Origin of the sequence: Variovorax sp. OK212 (assembly GCF_900112425.1) — a bacterium.
Classification (GTDB): Bacteria; Pseudomonadota; Gammaproteobacteria; order Burkholderiales; family Burkholderiaceae_C; genus Variovorax.
On record NZ_FOLP01000037.1, the window covers coordinates 13,169 to 31,947 of the forward strand.

Below are 18,779 nucleotides of genomic sequence, written 5' to 3' on the forward strand. Positions count from 1 at the left end.
CCATCACGGTTGGGGGTTCAGCCGTGCACTCTAGGCAGGCTGGATTTGCGCGTCGATGCCCAACGACTTCAGATGGTGTGGGGTGGTCTGCCACTCGGCACAACGGCCCTAAGGGTTTGCCCGATCCGCCTTTCGGTAAGCGCCTGGGCTCACACCCGTCCATTTCTTGAAGGCTCGATGAAAAGCGCTTGCTTCCACGAAACCGGTTCTGGCAGCCACCTCCGATACCGGCATCGAGGCCGAAGAGAGCAGATCGATTGCGATGTCGCGGCGCAGGTCATCTTTCAACCGCTGGTAGCTCATGCCCTCCTGGTGCAGTCGTCGCTGGAGGGTGGTACCCGACATGTGCAGATGCTGCGCAAGCCGATCCAGTTCGGGCCACTGGTCGGGCAGTTGGCTGCGCAACCGACGCCGCACGGCGGCGCTGGTGCTGGACTCATTGCGGTACTGCACCAACAGATTGCCCGGCGCTTCGCGCAAAAAGCCATCGACCGTGTCGACCGTCTCGGCAATGTGGAGATCCAGAAGCGCATCGTCAAAAGTAATCTGAGTGGACGCCGCTCCAAAGCTGAGGTTCTGGCAAAACCTTGTGCGGTAGTGGCTGTCGTCCACGGGCGCTGGACACCGAAACCGCATTTCGCGCAGAGGGATCCGGCGATGCACGAGCCAGCACGCCAGACCGTGAACCAGAATGAACCAGGTGCCATAGCCGAAGAGCCGCCGCGTCACGCCGCCGTCGTGCAAAACGATGCTCGCCTCGCCGTCGGTGCGGATCAGCTCCCCTCGGAAGTCATCAAGGGTGGCATGGAGGAACCGGAGGATGCGGTGAAGCGCATGTTCCAGGTTGACTGCGCTGACGGCGGCACGCGTCATGAGCGCGAAGCTCCCGCGCCGCAGTCCATGGCTGTCAAGACCGAAGAACTCGTCGTCCATGAGGTCCGCCAGAGTCACCCACATCCGGGAATACGCAGCCGCCGGAATCCTCGCGCGGGCGGACTGCATCAGCTCCGGATCCAGCTTTGCGAGCTGGAGTACGGAACTGATGTCCATGTTCCTGAGCAACGCTGCATGCAGCGCCTCATGCACCAGTTCAATCGAGACCGTGCCCTTACCGCCTGCGAATTTCAATAAAGTGCTCACTGGTCGCCACGGCTGGCGTCTGTTGTTACGACCGCGAACGCAGCACCGTCAACACGGCGCGTTCACGCGAGGTGCCTGGTGAGCCATTGCGCCATTTCCGAGGCCGCACGATCAAGTACGACAGGATCATCATAAAACTGGAAGTGATGAGAAGCTTTGCCCACAGCAGTTCCTTCCCGGCCGGAACCCCTTCGTAATGCCGGCGCGCGGCATCGGGAAACACCGAGTTGCCACTGTGGAGCATCAGATACGGAACTTTGACGTGCTTCGCTGCGGTCAGCGACTCGCATCCATGCACGAGTGCATCGCTCATGACGGCATATTGGTTCGGCCAAACACCTGCCTCCGCCCACTTGCTGTACCAATCCCATACGGGTGCACCGACCATCGCCACATCGGCGCGCGTCGGGTCGATCGCGGGAACGTATGACACTTCGCCCGCCGCCTTGAATGCCGCAAGCGCCTTTGCGCCGCGCTCGCGCCGCTCGGTCACACCTGACTCGCTAACAAGCACTGCCACATCGGACGGGTGGTCTCGATACATGCCCGCCACCGTTGTCAGGGCGCGGATGCGCGGCTCGTCCGCTGTTGCACGCAGCATGGAGGCGCTGCCTGCGCAGAAACCGACGGCTCCGATCCGCTTTGCGGCGACTTCTGGGCGCGAGGCAAGGTAGCCGATGGCCTGGCGAACGTCGACCGCCTTGCCTAGCGGGTCTTCCACATCGCGCGGCATGCCCTCGCTCTGGCCGTGCGAACGCGGATCAAACGTCAATTCGACGAAGCCGGCACCGGCCAAGCGGTGTGCGTACTGCGCAAATGCTTGTTCCTTGACGAAGGTCATGGGCCCACACAGCACCACGGCCGGTCCGGGTGGCTTCGCGGATGCAGGCAGGTACATATGACCTGAAAGCGCGACGCCTTCACTCATGAAGCGCACGGTTTCACGCTTGCTCTGCGCTGCGACGGCATCCATCGAGGCTGTGGGATCGGCCGCGCGATAGGCGGCCGGATCGCCCCACGTTCCGACATCACGCACATTTGCGGCCGAGGAAGTATCCCCACTGGATGCACCTGAGGCGCTGTGTTCTACGGCAAACATCGAAGTGCCAGCGAGACCGAGACCTTGACGCGCGCCGGAGTACCCTCGTAAAACTCGCTTTAATGGACGCGAGTTGACGCGAGTTGACGCGTGGCTCGGGTGCAGCAACGACCCTTGGAATGCCGCTCGGACAGGGCCGAAGCCCGTCAGAGTGCGTTCAAGGCGGCAACGTCGTCGGGAGTCGCCGAATGCGAGAGCGTGTAGAGACCGCTGAGCGCACCCTCGGCTGCGCCTGACGCCCGCAACGCCGCAGGCGAAAGAGCGGCATCGGCAAACGATTGCACGACCTGTGCCTTGTAGCCCAGGACAACGAACACCCAATCGGCCTCTCGGTCGGCGGAGTTGCGAATGCGCTGTTCAGTGGTTTCGGCAACGAAGGGTGTCTCATGCCGCAACACGTGCGCACCCACGATGCCCGGCCGCTGGGCCAATGTGCAGCGCCCGCGGCCGCGCCGCGAAAGGACTAACGCCTTAACCGGCCCGCCGCTGCGGCAAAATAAATTGCATGAAAAGCCGCAGGCTTTCATCACCGGCACTTTGGGTTGATGTCCAGCAAGGATCCCTGGCCTCTGCGGTCATGCTACAGAGACCGGCCGCGCGAGTTGTTACTCCTCAGCCGATTCCCACCGTGACTTTCCCGGCTCCTCGGCATTCCGCGCACTCAGCGCCGCTCTTAACAACGCCCTTGCCGCCGCAGGTTCGGCAAACCTGCTCTCCGGCGCCTCGCGTTCCTGGGGTTGCTTCGTCGCCAGCATCAAGTCCTGCAGCTGGGCTTTCATTCGTGGCACTCGCAGAGGGAAATGGCCAATTTTTCGTTCCACTGCTCGTCATCATGCTCTCCAAGTTACGGAGCTCGGCTACCGCGGGTGACTTCAAGGTGGGTACTGGCCGCATCGCCCACGCTGCGCAGATAGTCGTCGCGGAAATACGCTAGCCCGCAGAGGATCAAGATCGCAATGACAACCACGGCCCAGACGGCCCGGCGCCCGGACGATCGACGATCTTCATTGGGAGCGCTTCCTAAAGAGCGCTGTGCGAACGGACCTTTCATATAAGCCTCTATCGTTTCTCCGTATAGGGGGGGGTGGGGGTCAGGTCTTCGCGAAGGTCGAAATCGGCAGAGTCGTCCTGTTTTGAGCTTTCCACCTCTTCGCGCTTTCCCTGCATTTTTCCATTTGTGCGGGACCGGCCCCTCCTCACACGCGGCATCGCGCGTGGTCGAAAACCGCTCGCCCGCGCCGACGCTGTCCACACCACCTTCCGTCGTTGGCTAGGCGCCAGCACCGCTTTGTTCGCCTTGGGGTGTGCCCACCAAAAACTTCCTTCGTGGTGAGGTGAAAACAGTCTCTCTGCACCCAAGGGTGTTGTGTAGGGAAATGTCGCGATTGACGTCGGTTCGGGCCTCGCCTTCCTCGACTCGTGCCACAGTCGAGAGCAAGAACATGTGAAGGACTGGGTCCGTAGTGCCCAAGTTTTTCAGCCGATTCGAAGTGGCCGATTCAAAAAAGTCCTGGGACCGAAAACGTTTCACTGCCGCGGCCGTTGTTTTTGGGCCCCAAGGGTCTTCGCCACCGAGCGAACGAGTCCGAGCAACTCACCGCTGCCAAGCTCGCCAAGTCTCTGGAAACCCATGCAGCAGGATCGCCTGGGGGCGTCTTCGGGGCAGTGGTGACCACAGAAGTGCGATTCCGTAGACGGAAACCTGGGAATGCCCCATCTTTTGGCTCTGTTCAAGGCAAGACGGGGTATACCAACCCATTGCTTGTCCACCGTAGGGTTGCAACCAGCGACCCAGCGATGCCTAGCAAGTCGTCCAGATGATGCCGAGAGACTGGCATCCCTGCCGCACAGCGCGCGCTACCAGACCTGCCAGGAATCCGAGGACGGTCGTCCCAATGACCGGCGTAGATGGTCTCCAAAATGGGCTTCAGACCAGCGGCGAAAAAATCAAAAGCCGCTCGTGGCGCGGAACCTCCTGATGGATCCGTGCTTCTCAAGCTCGAGAGCGGTCGTGGGACAAACTCACGACGTCAGACGCGCCCTCGCCTCACTCGTTTCCTCGGAAGGACCGCCAAGACCATGGGAACGTATCCGTTTCAATCCGTGCGCCTCCTGCAAGAATGGAGAGAAATTGAAGTCAAAGCGCGTTCCCTGGAGAAAACAGTGGGGGAAAAAACTCTGGTGCACCTTCGTGGAGATGGCGCGCCGACGACGAAAGAAGAACGCGCTGCGATGCACACGTTGCGTGCGCTGGCCGACCGGCGGTTTGCTGAGGCGTTGCGTCAAGTCGAGAAAGAGGACTGCGTGCGCTGGGGCAAACCAGACCCCGATCAGCCGCAGTAGACCGGAAGGAAATGATGCCACTCGACAGCCTCGGAATCCGCCGGCGCCCTGCGAGAAAGCGGCTTCGCCACTACTTGCGCTGGTGGACGGTTCTGCGTACTTTCCTAAGCTAGAGCCATATCGGCCCAACCCATTGAGCACCAGAGGATCAATATGCCTGAAGCCGACTCGACCGTCCCCCTTCTCTCTGCACCGCAATCAAACAGAGCGACGCTGCAGGCTTTGGCGGAGCGCGTGGGCCTGTTGGTGCATGGTGCTTCGCTCTCGCATCAACAGATCGCTTTCGCCGAGGGCGTCATCGACTTGGTCAAGCAGGGCCGCCTCGGCGGCCGGGAGCCAGCATGAAGCTGCCCCATCTCGCGCTCACGGTGGTCAAAGATCCCGACCACGGTGATCGTTATCACTGGACTCTTCTCCAAGCGACCGGTCATGAAATCGACCAGCTCAGGGAGTTCGCTGCCTCAGAGGAAAGCTTCGACTCTGCGCAGGCCGCCTTTGATGCCGGCACATCTCGATGGAGGGCAGAACTGTCATCTGAGGACGAAGACGCCGATCCTGTCGGGGATGGCGCAATAGACGACCTAGATCCCGTGTGAGCCCTTCGGCATACTGCCAAGCATGCCATCGCCCCCCTTTCCTCGTATCTACCTTGCAGGTCCTGACGTCTTCCGTCCGGACGGGATAACTCATTTTCAAGCGCTGGCCGACGCCTGCGAAGAGTTCGAGATGGAAGCGCTTGCCCCCTTCCATGCGGCGCACAACGCCGGCACCCCGCGGCAGATCTTCCAAGAAAACATGCGCATGCTTCGCCGCGCCGACGGCGTGATCGCCAACTTGGCCCCGTTCAGGGGAGCAGAGCCCGATGCGGGGACGGTTTTCGAGGTCGGAGCCGCTCATGCGCTCGGCGTTCCGGTCGTTGCGTATGGCGTGGGGACCGGCAGTTACTCAGACCGCGTCAGGGCTCTGTACGGCGCCATCGCCGACGAGCGGGGCGTCCTTCGCGATCGTGCTGGCCACATCATCGAAGACTGGGGCCTCCCCATGAACCTCATGCTCGCCTGCGCGGTGCCGATCGAAGACGACCCCGTGAATGCGCTTCGCAAGCTCAAGGAGTTGCTTGCCACGAACTGAGCTGGCGAAAAAATACCCAGGAGACCTAGGCGATAGCCTTTTGCTGTCATGGAAAGGACCGGCGCCCCGGGGGACACGTTTGCCGACGATACAAAGGTTCGGATTCGTCGCCAGCGTCGCTGTCAGACGAATCCATCCTTGTGTCACCGCAGGCGCGCCCATTTCCTCCAAACGCTCGCGAGGTAACCCTTAGTTTCGACAAATGGTCCTTCATGCACTGCTAGCTAGCAGTCGAAGACAACAAGGTCGTGCGGGAGAACCTGATCTCCGCGCTTGAGGCGTTGTCTGAGGCGCGAGGGGAAGGCGTGGCCGAGACGGAGGCGGAGGGGGGTCCCCTTGCTTGAAGCACACCACGGCGGATGGGATGTCGCTGTGGTGGACTTATTTCTTCGGGAGGGGTCCGGTCTTGCGGTCCTCGCGAGCCGCCAGAACAGAAGCGCGCGCCAGCGCGTCATCTTTTCGAACGATGCCGCCAAGAGGTGCGCAGTCGAGCGGTGGAACTGGGTGCAGACGGGTCCCGATACGCCGTGCTTCGGCTGATGGAACCGGGCTTTGTGACGCCGCCCGAGGACGCGGACAGCACTTGGAAGTTTTCCTTTCAAGACTTGGCCCTTCTCCGCTCCGCGCAGGAACTGCGCAGTGCACGCATACCCACCCGTCAAATCCTCAAGGCACTGCGGCAGCTGAAGGCATCTCTGCCGAAGGAAATGCCGCTCGACGGATTGCGGATCATTGCTGCTGGAGACCGGGTGACCGTGCGGTCTGCCGATGCGCATTGGGTACCAAAACGCGGTCAGTTGGTTCTGGATCTACAGCTCACCGTCGGCGGCGGCACCGTGGCCACCCTGCCCGTACAGCAACAGGATCGAGCCCCTTTCATGGAAGTGGAACTCGCGGAACGGTTCGCCCGAGCAGAAGCGCTGGACGAACATGACCCAGTGGCGGCAGAGGCGGTTGCTGTCCAGCTTTATGCCGACGGCGTCCGCTTCTGCCCTGGCGACCCGCTGGTTCATTTCAATCGCGCTGTGGCGCTGGAAGGTATCGGCAACGTCGAACCCGCGCGGGCCAACTGCTGCAACGGAATGCCCGCTGGCGTCCGCACACGGCGAACGCGGAGGTGAAAGTCCTCCCTTCCGAGCCGCGTGCACTTCGCCGCCGTTCGCGGCAACCCTGCGCATGACCTGGGGTTCCGCGACAGCGGCCCCGATTGCATTTGAAACCAAATGTAGTAATACTGCGGCCTATGAAAACGCTTACCACCCACTCAGGCCGGCTTTTTTCAGCCGAAGTGGTCGGAAGCCCTGTCACAGTGCACGACTGCATGGTTGCCCCGGATGTCTACCTTCGCACGCTCGAGACCCAGTTTGAAACTCCCAGCGGTTGATCACGGCGCTTCGCGCATGGAGGACGTCTCAAGAAATTTGGCCTGGTGAGATGCAGGATCTGCAGCTTGGCTTGGCCAAAGAGTGGCTTGGCGCTCACCTTCGAGCCGATGATCGCGCTCGCCCCCTATTGAGCGATCCCGGTCAGCTGCATTTCGAAATCAGGCTCGCCCCCGAAAACGCTTCGTTTCGACCAGCCTGACGGTTATCAACCCCCATGCCATATGTACGGCTCAGTTGGAGGTCGGATCTCGAACTCGACACAGAACTTATCGAGTTTTCCTCCGCCTGGGTGGAATCAAGCTCGGAGGTTCGCAAGGTGATGGAGCGCACCGTCGCAATCGCAAACGAAATCTACGGAGAAGGCTCTCACTGGAGTGAGGAAGCGGTTGAAAAGCCTTCGCCGCCCGCGTAGCCTTCGACGCCAGTTTTCGCTCCCAGCTGCATTGAAAGCTTGGTGAAACGGCTGCCGCACGTGGGAGGCGACACGAGATACTGCCCCCGCCGACACGTGGAACTGCCTCCTCGCGCAGGAGGTCGAGATGGAAAATCGGCGTGTTTGAGCAAGCTCCACGATCCGACAGGATCGATTGGAGGCAGGCGACGCAGGCACTAGAGGGCGTGGAGGCGACGCTCAAGTTGGCGTCGCTGGATCGTGCGTCCAAACGCTTCGCCGGGGAGTTGGGGTGCGGTGGCGACAGGGGTCGACGCTCCGTTCGACAGGGCGGCTGGCAACCCTTCCGGGTGTCCCAGCGATCTCGTCGCCTGAGCGCCTGCGTCGATTGGCTTGCGACGCGTCAGTACCGTGCCAACCGCGATGTCGTGCGCCATGCGTGCTGCGCGAGCACCTGTCCCGTCGGGAACGGCCGCGCGACGCCGCAGCGACCCGGTGGGCACAGGCCACGTGGCCGCCCTCGCGGGCATCGCGACGATCCGTCCGTCACTGCCTGTCGCACATCCAGGGCCTGCGAAGTTCCACGTGGCAGGCATGCTGCCCACACGCTCACCGTCCATGCGTGTCCAGCCATGCCAGCGCCGGACTTGGCAGGGACTCCTCGCCGCATGCAGCGCTGATGGACCAGGCTTGAGCGCGCAGCACGCTGCCTCGCGCCGTCGCCTCCGCGCTGCACCCGCGCGCACGACAGCCGCCTGCATCTCGCTTGGATCAGTGGGAACTGACGCCTTGCCCAAGGCCGCGTTCATCGGACCTGGGTGTTGGTAGCGACCGGTGCGCGAATCTCTGCAAGAGCAAAGTCCGAGCCCCCGGTCGAACGACCCGGCACCCGCTGGGACGACCTGCTCAAGGCCTGCGCGCCGGAACGGCTCGACCTTTACAAGGAGATGCTGCTCGACGACGGCCTGCACGGACGCGGCGCAGTGCAGTGCAGGAAATCTATGCCAACGCCAACACCTTCATCACCACGGCCTGGACTGGTACAGCGTGGAGCGCGACGACCTGGGCGACATGTATGAGGACCTGCTGGAGCGGAACGCCGGCGAGAAAAAGAGCGGCGCCGGCCAGTACTTCACGCCAAGGCATCTGATCGACAGCATCGTTGCGGTGATGCAGCCGCAGCTGGGCGACGTGATCCAGGATCCGGCGGCCGGCACCTGCGGCTTTTTGAACATGCTGCTGCACGGCATCGAAGGCGGACTGATCTACGGCGACACGCTCAGCGATGACCACAACCAGTTGCCGAACGCCACGCTGATCCTCTCCAACCTACCCTTCGGCACCAAAAAAGGTGGCGGCCTGCCCACGCGTGGCGACCTCACCTTCGAGACCAGCAACAAGCAGTTCGCCTTCCTGCAGCACACTACCGTGCGCTGAAGCCAGGTGGGCGCGCCGCCGTGGTGCTGCCCGACAACGTGCTGTTCGAAAGCAACATCGGCACCAAGATCCGCCGTGACCTGATGGACAAGTGCAACCTGCACACCATCCTGCGCCTGTCCACCGGCATCTTCTACGCCCAAGGCGTGAAGACCAACGTGCTGTTCTTCACCCGCGGCAAAAGCGACAAGGGCAACACCAAGGAGGTGTGGGTCTACGACATGCGCGCCAAACAAGCCGCAGTTCGGCAAGCGCACGCCCTTCGCGCGCGACTACTTCCGCACATTGCCCGACGCCCCCGCCGAGCGCCCGCGCGACAAGCTCGACGACGTGTTTGGCGACGACCCCGCAGGCGGCCCCACTGCGTTGGCCGCACGCGAGGACATCGAATCGATGATTTGCGGTATGGGCCGATGCTGCGCTGGACGGATCACACTGGGCGCAGGAGCGGCCTTTTCTTGCCCTGGCCTCAGACTGCGCTGACATGAACCGTAGGCACTCCTGCGCAGACTGCGTCGATTGAAAGCACGTCTATGCCCTCCAGCTACCTTCAGTTACTCGCGCAGGCAGTCTTGCCGCTGACTGTCACTGACCCGGAAGCGATCCGGAAAGTAGAGATGCTTCGAGCTGCACTGCTCATCACCGCGACGCTGCACCCTGCGAACACGTATTCCCCGCCTCACTCGGCAACGGTCCACGCGATTACGCCGTCAGGCTGGGCAGTCCTGAGCAAGCCCCCACCTTGAAACGATGAGTTCAGGCCCGGCCCTGTCCAGGATGTTCGCCGTATCCCATGGCACGGTGCGTGCGCGCTCCTGAGATGCGCATTCCGCAAGCCACCGCGCAACCGCATGTTCCGACGAAAATCGCCAAAAGCCCTCAACTCGATGAGCAAGCGCCTGTCTCCAACAGATAAAAAACTCATTCGATGTTCTTTACCAAGCAAAGCGGACCGAGCCCGAGGCACTTCACGCGCTTCAGACCCATGATCCATGCAGTCGAGTCAGTGAACACGATCCTGACGGAGTGGTGGCCGCGCATAAACAGGAGGCCGACAAAAAAACCGCCCGGCTCGCGCTCGGCAGGCTCTCTTTGGGACGGAACCGCCTCTCTAAGGGATCCTCGGAGGTCGGAGGTCGGAGGTCGGAGGTCGGAGGTCAAAGGGCTGAATCCAGGGGGTGTATCGTGCAGCCAGGGGAGGCCGTTTTCTTAAGGGCGAGCGATCGGTGTCTTGGTGTCTGCGTTCTTGGGCGCGGGGCCTACAGCTTCTGAGGCCGTCGTGCAATGACGCCTCATCAACGCGTTCTGCTCGCCAGGTCGCCTGGATCGGGTAGATCAGGGCCAAACTTCGCGGCCACGTAGGCGCGCATGGCAGCGACCAACGGGGTGGGGCCGCAGTACTTGACCCCCTCCTGCGTTTGAGACGTGTAGGCACCGCGGTGCAACCGGTGTTCGGGCGTCCGAAACGGTAGCAGCCAGTCGTTGGCTTCGAGGATGGGGCCGCCGTGAGTCCAGTCGGCCGAATAGCGGCGCTCGCACGAACTGACTGGTCCTGCTGTTGCGGCGCCCCGCCCCCAAACCAGACAAGGCCCAGCAGGCGGCATCATTTCGGGCCGGAGTCCTTCCGCCTTAGCCACCCAGAAGTCCAGCAGCGCATCGGCAAGTTCTGATGTTTGCATGAGGGTAATTTACCCGGCCTAAAGCACGCCAGCCCTCTTCTGTCGCCGCCGTGAAACTCCTTGTCCAAGCCCTTGAGGTTGCGACGGGCCCGAAACACGAAACCGCCGACCACAGGCTCGATGGCGCGCCGACCACCACCGTGGGCCGCTCGCCGGTCCCACCAACATCCGCCGTCCAACGTGGGGCAGAGCCGTTCGGCAACCGGTTGGCCCTGGCACTTTCATGTTGCGGCCGATGCAATTTATGCACCCGGGATCGACACGCACGGATGCCGTTCGCAAATCGCCAGGAAAGATATCGCATTCGATCCATTTTTTATCAAACGAGATCGCAAACGATTCAATTTGTTGCTTCATACGATGAATTGTTACTAAGCTACGCCTGTCCCCCAAACAACGGAGCCCTCGATGCACGTCCCAGTTCCCGCCGCTGCCCTCAAACACACGCCGAAGCAGCAACTCGCGCTCAGCGTCACGGCGGCGCTGCGGGTCGCCGGGCCGGACCGGGCGGGCCAGCCCGACAAGCTGCGTCAGACCGATGTCATGCGCCGCACGGGGATGTCGCGCAGCACATTGAGGCCGCTTGTGGACACGTCCGATCCCAGCAAGCGAAACCCCGACCTCGCAACCCTGCATAAGCTGGCGCACGCGATCGGCGTCCCATTGGCCTTCGTGCTGATGACGCCTGCAGACTGGCGGGCCTTGGTCAAGGCGATCGGGTCCATCAGCGATCACCAAGTGGCTGCGCACGGCTTGGCGACGGACGCGCTCGGCGGCCCCGCGTTGGCAGAGGCCGTGTTGAAGAAATGCAAGGTCCATCCCGAGCGGCCACCGCTCGGCGCGGTCCATGACCCTCAGGAAATCAAGCGCCTCGACGTGCGCAACGAGTGGCGGCGCCGGTGCAGTGTGGTGATGGCTGCGTTGGCTCAGCCCGCAGCGCGCGGCGACCGCAAATGTTTTGCCGACCTTACCGCTCTGGCGGCCGCCTTGGCCAACGAAATGACCCCGTACAACCCGGCGCCCGACGATTGCGACGGGAACGCCGAAGGACCCTGCGCATGACATCTCTTATTTCGGACCCGAACCTCGCGCAGGTCCTGAGCGCCGCTGACATCGACGACATTGCCGTGCTGATCGACCACATCACGGACAAAGGCGAAGGCCGCATTTCTCTGTCATCCGAAACCTGCAAGACACTGGCCGACGCAAGATCCGCTGGCCGCATCGACGAGCCGACGCGTGCGCTGATAGCCGAGGAACTGCAGCGTTTCGGCGGCAACTCACTGTTCAACTTGATGCGGGGGGGCGCTGGCGTACCTTATCAAGAGATCCTCTGCGACGTGGCCAGCCACGTGAAGGCACGGCACGACCCCAAGAGCGATTGCGCCACGATCGAGATTGCCATTCTCGAGGCGGTCCTGGAGCAGTCATTGGGCAAGATGAGCGAGCAGGAGAAGGCCGATCTCTTCGCAGAGTTCGGAAGCACCTACAAGCCTAGCGCCGGACCGGCCATGATGGCGGCACTCCAGGCCGCCATCAAGGCATCGGGCCTCGGCGCGTACAAGCTCGCGGCGGTTGTTGCCAACGCCGTGGCCAAGGCAATCCTTGGACGTGGCTTGGCATTCGGCGCCACCGCAGGATTGATGCGCGGCATCAGCGTATTCACCGGCCCCATCGGCTGGGCCATCACTGCGATCTGGACAGCCTTTGACCTCGGCAGTCCCGCCTATCGCGTCACCGTGCCCTGTGTGATCCAGATAGCCTACATGCGCCAGAAGGCGGCTTATCGAAGCTGCCCGAACTGCAAGGCACCCGCGGAAGCCGGCAAAAAGTTCTGCGGCGAATGTGGAAGCCCGCTCGCACTGCAGTTGCCGCAGCCCGGCCCAGGCGCGTCCGCACCGACCTCCAACTGAACCTGAAAGATGGATCCCATGATCATCATTGTCTCGACCCCTCTGCGCATCGCGGCTTCCTACGCGTTGGCTCTTGCCGCGGGCGCCGCGCTCACTTTCGGCTGGCGTATCGCCCAATCGTATCGCTCGGAACATGCCACTTCCGTGTCCGGCTACTGAACCGCAAGACAGCGAACCGAAGAACATTTGCCCAGACACGGAGGATGGAATGATCACAAACCCTTTCAGCAAAGATTTCGAAGTGTTGCAGCGCGAGCACACCGAATCCAACAGCGCGTTGGTGGATTGGAAAACCAAGTCCGCCTGGTTCCACAGCTTCGACCTCGATCAAGAAAATGCCAACCTCAGACAAGCTGAACGCTTGCAGTCCAGCACTCAGGCAAAGCTCCATCAGGCGCAGCAGGATGCCCTCGGTCTCGCGTCATCGCTCGCGCGGCTGACACCCAAGGCGAGCATCGGAATCGATCCACGCCACTGGTTCTCGTCGGAGCGAGCCATCGCGAAGCGACAGGTCGCGACAGCGCAACAAGAACTGAATGCGCAGCGGTCGGCGATTTCGGACATGAAGATCCAGCTCGCGAAGGCGACGGAGATCGGCCGCAAGGTCCAAAGCGAAATCGCAGCAGCACGCACATTCGATCCGCTGCTTGCACGGTCGGCCATTGCAGCACTGCAAGCGATCCTCGACCGCATCGAGCCTCAACTGGCGAGCCTGCGGCAGCGCCGCGACGACTTGGAGGAGCGCCTGCGCGAGCCGCTGGCAAGCATGCGCAAGCTCGAGACGGAGCGCGCCGCGCTCGTGCGACGAATGTCCCAAGCCGAGGATTTCGAAGTTTCTCTCAACAGATGCAGAGACTTCGAAAAATACGAAAAGGCGATGATCCACGACAGATGCGAGCGAGAGCTCGGCGACCGCAAACCGGCAAACGTGGCACGACAGAGCAGGAGCGCACTGCGCAGCGTCGACAGCAGTCTTGGCAAGCTCCGGTCCCGAGTCGATGAACTCGTCCGGTTCGCCATGCGGGACATCGGGCACATTGTCATCGATGGCAGCAACCTGTGCTTCGAGGACCGACGCTTCGTCAAACTCGCTGCTCTGGAGGCTTTGGTCCCCATCTTGGCACAGAAGTATGAAATCACGCTCATCTTCGACGCCAGCATGCGGCGCAGGCTGGGGCTGAGCAACAGGGACTTCGAGGCCCGGTTCCCGCAGGCTCAGCGGGTCCACATTGTCGCGTCGAAGCGCACGGCAGATGAAACCGTCCTCGCCGCAGCCGATGACGATCTTCACACCTTCGTGCTCAGCAACGACCGGTTCGCCGACTATCCCGAAAAGAGGGCCGTCAAAGAAGAGCGAGTGCTGCGTCACGAGATCATCAACCAAGTCGTCTACATCCACGACCTGCACATCAAGGCCGTGTTCGAGGTCGCCCAGGACGTCGAGGCAGCGTGAGCAACGTTTGGGCTCTCGTCAACAGCATCCATGAGATGCCAGTCTTCGTGACAATGGCCGAGCCGGTTATGGCGCTGCAGTTTCGTTGGCTGTCACGCCAATAAAAGAAGCCATCGGTGCAGATCCAGAAACTGCAAGTCAACATCCCATACTGAAAGTACGGCAGTAGCCCATTCCAGCTGCCAGCCTGCGTAGGGCTGCCTCTGGCACTCCGCGCCTGTTCGAAACCACTTCGTCTGTGCATCGCGCCAGGCTTCTAGGACATTCCACATGGAACTTCAAGGTCATCTGCTGTACATCGACATCACCCAGGTCTGCGGCATCGGCTGTGCATTCTGTATGTACGCCGACAAGCACCAGGTGGGCATGAGCATGGAGCTGTCGACATTGGCGCGGGAGAACCTCGCCACGTTGATCAACGCACCGTCGGTGAAGCGCATCTCCATCAGTGGTGAGGGCGAGCCGCTCAACAATGCCAAGGTATTCCACGAAATCCTTGGACTCTCGAACGGTGGCAAGCGCTTCGAGTTCATCACCAGCGGATTCTTTCCGCACACCAAGATGGCCGATTTTTACGATCAGACCGATCGCATCGTGACCGCCACCGGCGACACCTGCAACATCCGCCTGAGCGCCGACAGCCACCACATCGAGAAGGTCAAGTGGCGCGCCCATGGGTTCAGCCTCGACTACCTCCAGCGCCGCCAGCCGTCAGGGCTCAGCTTCTCGTTCCGCTCTATCGACACCGACAGGCACTTCACGCGCCAGTACCTTACCCAGGAACTGCAGCGATGGGGTATCGAAGCAGACATCACCGAACTGGGGCCGTTAGAGGACGTACTGATGGTGGGGCAGCACCGTTTCGATATCGACTACAAGAACCTGGTGCACCCGGCCGCGGGCACGTTCCAGGGTTATCTCGACATGCACGGGTACATCGCAGCCATCGAGGCCAAGGTCAACAAGCACTTCACTTTCGGTAGCCTGAACAAAGCGCCCCAGGCCAATGGCATGGACGTGACCATCAAGCCCAATGGCGACGTGTATCTGTATGGCATCGAGATCCAGCGCCTCGGCAATATGCATTCCGAGCGGCTTGACTGGCAGCGCCTGCGATCTCAGCTTCTGCGCAATCCGCTCGCCCGAGCGCTTTACACCGAGCCACTGACCGAGTTGCTGTCACGGTTGGACAATTCCGACCTCGTGCACTCGATCGTTACCCGAGTGAACAACCCCTATTGGTTGGTCAAGGAATTGGCTACGCACGACGGCATGCTCCAAGCATGGGAGGCAGCATGATCGATTCACACAGTCATACCTGCTATTCCAAGCATGCCACCGGCTCGGTAGATGAACTGGTGCGCGCCTCGATCGTGGCCGGCGTAAGCGTTCTCACCATTACCGACCACGCGCCTTTTCCCGTGGATACGGACAACCGCCTGCTGGCGGGCGAGCTTGATCGCTATTTTTCCGACATCGAGCAGGCGCGGATGGCCTACGACGGGCGGATCACGATCCTGCAGGGGTTGGAGTTCGACTACATCCCCGGGGCCGAAGCCTTCACCCGTGACCTGTTGGCACACTACCCGCTGGACTTCGCCATCGGCTCGGTCCACTACGTGGAGGTGCCCGGCGAGCCCATGGCGAAGGTCTGGGAGCTGCCACGGCTGGCGGCCGAAGCCTTCCTCGACGGTTACTTCGCCAACCTTGAAGGGTTGGTCGCATGCGGTCTGTTCGACGCTGTGGGGCATGCCGACACCCTGTTGCGCGGCTTGCCGGAGGACGTATTCCTGCGCCGCTTCGAGCCCTTGCTCGCACTGCTGGCGCATAGCGGCATGGCATTTGAGCTCAACGCCTCGGGCCTGCGCAAATCGAGCCTGACCCCGCTGACAGGGCAAGAAGTCCAGGGACTGTGGTCGTACCCATCGCAACGCCTGCTGCCTCAACTTGTCGCCCACGATGTGCCCTTCACTATCGGCTCGGATACCCACGCCCCCGAGGATGCAGGCGCGGGCGTGGCTGAACTGATGAGGGTGCTCCGGCCGGTGGGTCTCGAGCGCATCAGTTACTACCGGGGCCGCAGACGAATCGATGTCAACATCGACACCCTGCTGCCAGAGGGCTCATCCACCCTGCTGAAACAAGGGGGCGCACGGTCATGACTCTGCTTTCCTCCATCGCTGTGCGTTCGTGGACGGAGATGCTGCAGGCACCGGACGAGATTCAGTTGGCTCTGTTTCGTCAGGCGACGGTGCGTCCCTACAGCGGCGATGTAAAGATCGGATTCAGGGCATTCGCTGCCGACCTGCTGGCGCGCGGCCTAATCGACATGGGCGACTACGTCACGATCCTGGGTGGTACCGCGCTGGTTTGCTTAGAGCCTGGACCGCAGGGCCGTTTCCAAGACATGCGCACCGGCCACGATGCAAGCGAACTGGCAGCAATCTACAGCAGGGCGAAGTATGGCGGCGTGGACGACATCCGCTACTTGGCTCGCGGCCTGGTCAACTACCTGCACGCCGAGCTTGATGACCCGTGCTCGCAATGGACGGCGCTGTTTCGGGACGCCAAAGCCGGTGGCGACTGCGTGGTGATGATGACCACCGGTTGGCGCAACGTGCCATCTACGGCCAACGTGCTCTACGACAAAGTGGTCGAAGCCGTCAACCTCAAACTGGCCCACTTGGCTTTGCCCACAATCATCAATGTCAAGCTGCCCAGGCTTGCGCCTCCTTGCGAGCACTATGCGAGCCTGAGTCTGGAGGAACGCGAACAGGTGAATCTGCTGCAGGACCATGTCATTCCCGGCGAGAACTTCTATCGCTCGAGCGGTGTGCATGTAATCTTTGGCGATGACGTGCTGGTCACGGGATCGACTGCGGACAAGGTGCAGCGGGAGTCTTTAAGCAATGGCGCCAAGTCGTTCCGAGCCCTTTATCCGGTAGCGATCGATCCCCGGGTGGCGCTTACCGACGCCACGGTCGAGGACCGCCTGAACAGAGTGGTGATCACTCACCAGTTGGACGATACCTTGGCGCAGCTGCTCTCCGATCCAGGCTACCAACCGATCCTGCGCACGCTGCGCCTGGTATTCGGCGAGGGCAACCGAGATGAGCTGGCAACGTTTCTGCCCAAGGTGCCGGCTTCGGCTTGGCTCAGCCTGTACAAAGCGGCGCTGGGCAACGAGTTTCTGGCGCAGGTGCAATGCGTGCCATCGCTGGTGATTCTCCGGTCGCATCTGACGAAACTCGGTCTGCTGGATGAGGTCGGCAGGGCGCCGCTGTAAAGGGCCGTGCCAGCGTGCCGTGTGTCACGTACTGAGAGCATGCGGTCGCAGGCAATCAAGAGGATCGAGTCGGCAGCGGGCGACGCAGCCGCATTCGCCGAAATCGATGATCCATTCGCGGACCTCATCACGCAAGTCTTCAATCGGGCGCCCAACGCGCGGCTGGAGCCTCAGCACCTTTGACGTCTTCACGGATGGTCTTGACGGCGCGCTTGGCGGGGTCGAGGTCTTGGGAAACAAAAAACGCCATGAGCACTGCACACCCATGAATCGGCTGGTCACCATCCCACCGACTGCATTGCCACGGAGTTCGACCAGTGCAACGGCGACTTTTCCAAGCGTGTCATCACGCGCCTTGCTGCTGATGATGGGCCAATCGCAATTTCGACCCGGTTCGTACCACCGGCGGACATCGATACGGTAATCGTTACCAGTTGATAAAAGCGTGGGGCCGGATTGAGCGTGGCGTATATGCCGGCACCCAAGGCCTCGGCATCCCGAAGCATCACGCGCAACACCCGAGCGGACTGCGGGCTTGAAATGCGGCCTGGGTTCGCGCCGCTGCACAGCAGGCTCGCCTTGTGGCGATCGATGAGGACGGGCGCGCATCCTTTGCTTGACTAACTGGCGACGAAATGCCGTAGCGGCAGGATCGCATGCCGAACGTGAGGCGGCTGGCCGCCTGAACCGACTTCGCATGCGAACCCTGTCACCTGCCGTACAGGTCGACATGCGCCACGATGTCTGGAACAAGAACGGCAGCCCAGGCCGGCTTGCCTGTTCGCGCTGCAGGAGCGCTTTGCATTGTGGAAGCAATCACCGCTGAGCTGCCGCTGTTGCTGAATCGCCGCCTTGGCTTCCTACCCACTTCTGAGCCGCTGGAAATAGCAGGTCGGTCGAACTTGGTTCTGGCGAGCACGCACAACTGGCAACGCAAGACCGCATCGGGTACACCGCGCCCGATCACAGCGTTTGAAACGCCTCCTGCCCCCATCGAATGTCTTCGACGATCTCTTCGATGCTGTTCATGTCGAAGACGCTGGGGTCCTGAAGCACGGATGGAAGCAGGTCGTTCTGCAAGAGCAGCTTGTTCATCACCAAGAAGGCGATGGTTCGGATTTTGCCGTCCATGAACAGGTGGTGCTGGTCTAGATCTTGGCAACATGAATCGCCACGGGGCGATTCAGAATGCCTCCGCAAATTGATCCGCATCCAGCTCCGCCGGGTCAGGAGCGCCCTGGCCGAAGATGCGATTCTTGGTTGTGGTGTTCGCAGAACCCTTAGCGGTGTTAGAAGGACTCAGACGGTTTTAAATTGGCGATCAATTTTTACTCCAGTTCCAATCTGATCTTCTGATGGGATGACTACACGCAGAGTTGGTTTGCTCTGACCGCTCGTAGCGGTCAGCCAGGCCGCATTGTGCGAAGGGCCTTCGACGCGAGCGAGTTCGGCTCGCGGCCCAGCGCCTGGCTGATGTACACGCCCGCGTCGATCAGCTTGTCCATGTCGATGCCGGTCTCGA

Annotated in this window: 17 protein-coding genes and 2 pseudogenes; 13 read left to right on the forward strand and 6 right to left on the reverse strand. The window is 61.6% G+C overall.

What is annotated here, in order from left to right; genetic code table 11:
• Window positions 1–108: 108 nt before the first annotated feature.
• From BM004_RS39470 to BM004_RS39480, 3 genes are all read right to left on the reverse strand, one after another.
• Window positions 109–1,128 (reverse strand): AraC family transcriptional regulator, encoded by a 1,020-nt coding sequence (locus tag BM004_RS39470; protein ID WP_256220302.1) that lies wholly within the window; start codon window positions 1,126–1,128, stop codon window positions 109–111.
• Window positions 1,129–1,165: 37 nt separating this feature from the next.
• Window positions 1,166–2,239, reverse strand: a complete 1,074-nt coding sequence (locus tag BM004_RS39475) for an alpha/beta hydrolase (protein WP_093222215.1) — start codon at window positions 2,237–2,239, stop codon at window positions 1,166–1,168.
• A gap of 146 nt (window positions 2,240–2,385) precedes the next feature.
• On the reverse strand, window positions 2,386–2,766 hold the full coding sequence (locus BM004_RS39480; RefSeq protein ID WP_143072673.1) for a hypothetical protein: 381 nt from the start codon (window positions 2,764–2,766) through the stop codon (window positions 2,386–2,388).
• Window positions 2,767–4,318: 1,552 nt separating this feature from the next.
• On the opposite strand from BM004_RS39480, the gene BM004_RS41160 reads away from it, so the two are divergent.
• From BM004_RS41160 to BM004_RS39505, 6 genes and pseudogenes are all read left to right on the forward strand, one after another.
• Window positions 4,319–4,582 (forward strand): hypothetical protein, encoded by a 264-nt coding sequence (locus BM004_RS41160; RefSeq protein ID WP_143072675.1) that lies wholly within the window; start codon window positions 4,319–4,321, stop codon window positions 4,580–4,582.
• A 153-nt stretch (window positions 4,583–4,735) separates the two neighbouring features.
• A complete protein-coding gene (locus tag BM004_RS39490) occupies window positions 4,736–4,927 on the forward strand; it encodes a hypothetical protein (protein WP_093222221.1) in 192 nt (63 codons plus the stop codon).
• On the forward strand, window positions 4,924–5,178 hold the full coding sequence (locus BM004_RS41165; protein ID WP_093334595.1) for a hypothetical protein: 255 nt from the start codon (window positions 4,924–4,926) through the stop codon (window positions 5,176–5,178). The genes BM004_RS39490 and BM004_RS41165 overlap by 4 nt, the downstream gene beginning before the upstream one ends.
• 22 nt (window positions 5,179–5,200) lie before the next feature.
• The gene (locus BM004_RS39495) at window positions 5,201–5,713 is read left to right on the forward strand and encodes a nucleoside 2-deoxyribosyltransferase (protein ID WP_093222223.1); all 513 of its coding nucleotides are present in this window, start codon (window positions 5,201–5,203) and stop codon (window positions 5,711–5,713) included.
• A 527-nt stretch (window positions 5,714–6,240) separates the two neighbouring features.
• Window positions 6,241–6,834 carry a hypothetical protein gene (locus BM004_RS41170; protein ID WP_177206779.1) on the forward strand — a complete coding sequence of 198 codons (594 nt, stop codon included), beginning with the start codon at window positions 6,241–6,243 and terminating at the stop codon, window positions 6,832–6,834.
• Between the two features lie 1,726 nt (window positions 6,835–8,560).
• Window positions 8,561–9,414: pseudogene (locus tag BM004_RS39505) on the forward strand (class I SAM-dependent DNA methyltransferase).
• An 807-nt stretch (window positions 9,415–10,221) separates the two neighbouring features.
• On the opposite strand, the gene BM004_RS42600 reads toward BM004_RS39505, so the two are convergent.
• The gene (locus BM004_RS42600; RefSeq protein WP_093222227.1) at window positions 10,222–10,605 is read right to left on the reverse strand and encodes a phage protein NinX family protein; all 384 of its coding nucleotides are present in this window, start codon (window positions 10,603–10,605) and stop codon (window positions 10,222–10,224) included.
• A gap of 408 nt (window positions 10,606–11,013) precedes the next feature.
• On the opposite strand from BM004_RS42600, the gene BM004_RS39515 reads away from it, so the two are divergent.
• The 7 genes from BM004_RS39515 to BM004_RS39540 all read left to right on the forward strand — a co-directional run bounded on the left by BM004_RS39515 (window position 11,014) and on the right by BM004_RS39540 (window position 17,257).
• Window positions 11,014–11,667 carry a helix-turn-helix domain-containing protein gene (locus BM004_RS39515; protein ID WP_093222229.1) on the forward strand — a complete coding sequence of 218 codons (654 nt, stop codon included), beginning with the start codon at window positions 11,014–11,016 and terminating at the stop codon, window positions 11,665–11,667.
• Entirely contained in the window at window positions 11,664–12,518 is an 855-nt protein-coding gene (locus BM004_RS39520; protein WP_093222232.1) for a ubiquinol-cytochrome C chaperone family protein, read from the forward strand. Before BM004_RS39515 ends, BM004_RS39520 begins: the two co-directional genes overlap by 4 nt.
• A gap of 18 nt (window positions 12,519–12,536) precedes the next feature.
• A complete protein-coding gene (locus tag BM004_RS41730; RefSeq protein ID WP_177206780.1) occupies window positions 12,537–12,677 on the forward strand; it encodes a hypothetical protein in 141 nt (46 codons plus the stop codon).
• 49 nt (window positions 12,678–12,726) lie between these two features.
• Complete coding sequence (locus tag BM004_RS39525; RefSeq protein ID WP_093222234.1) at window positions 12,727–13,971, forward strand: hypothetical protein; 1,245 nt, start codon at window positions 12,727–12,729, stop codon at window positions 13,969–13,971.
• Window positions 13,972–14,241: 270 nt separating this feature from the next.
• Window positions 14,242–15,270 (forward strand): radical SAM family protein, encoded by a 1,029-nt coding sequence (locus tag BM004_RS39530; protein WP_093222235.1) that lies wholly within the window; start codon window positions 14,242–14,244, stop codon window positions 15,268–15,270.
• Window positions 15,267–16,133, forward strand: a complete 867-nt coding sequence (locus BM004_RS39535) for a histidinol-phosphatase (RefSeq protein WP_093222238.1) — start codon at window positions 15,267–15,269, stop codon at window positions 16,131–16,133. Before BM004_RS39530 ends, BM004_RS39535 begins: the two co-directional genes overlap by 4 nt.
• Window positions 16,130–17,257 (forward strand): hypothetical protein, encoded by a 1,128-nt coding sequence (locus BM004_RS39540; protein ID WP_093222240.1) that lies wholly within the window; start codon window positions 16,130–16,132, stop codon window positions 17,255–17,257. Before BM004_RS39535 ends, BM004_RS39540 begins: the two co-directional genes overlap by 4 nt.
• A 963-nt stretch (window positions 17,258–18,220) precedes the next feature.
• On the opposite strand, the gene BM004_RS41735 is transcribed toward BM004_RS39540, so the two are convergent.
• The gene (locus tag BM004_RS41735; protein ID WP_177206781.1) at window positions 18,221–18,388 is read right to left on the reverse strand and encodes a hypothetical protein; all 168 of its coding nucleotides are present in this window, start codon (window positions 18,386–18,388) and stop codon (window positions 18,221–18,223) included.
• 272 nt (window positions 18,389–18,660) lie between these two features.
• Window positions 18,661–18,779, reverse strand: a pseudogene (locus tag BM004_RS42340) (hydroxymethylglutaryl-CoA lyase); the annotation flags it as partial.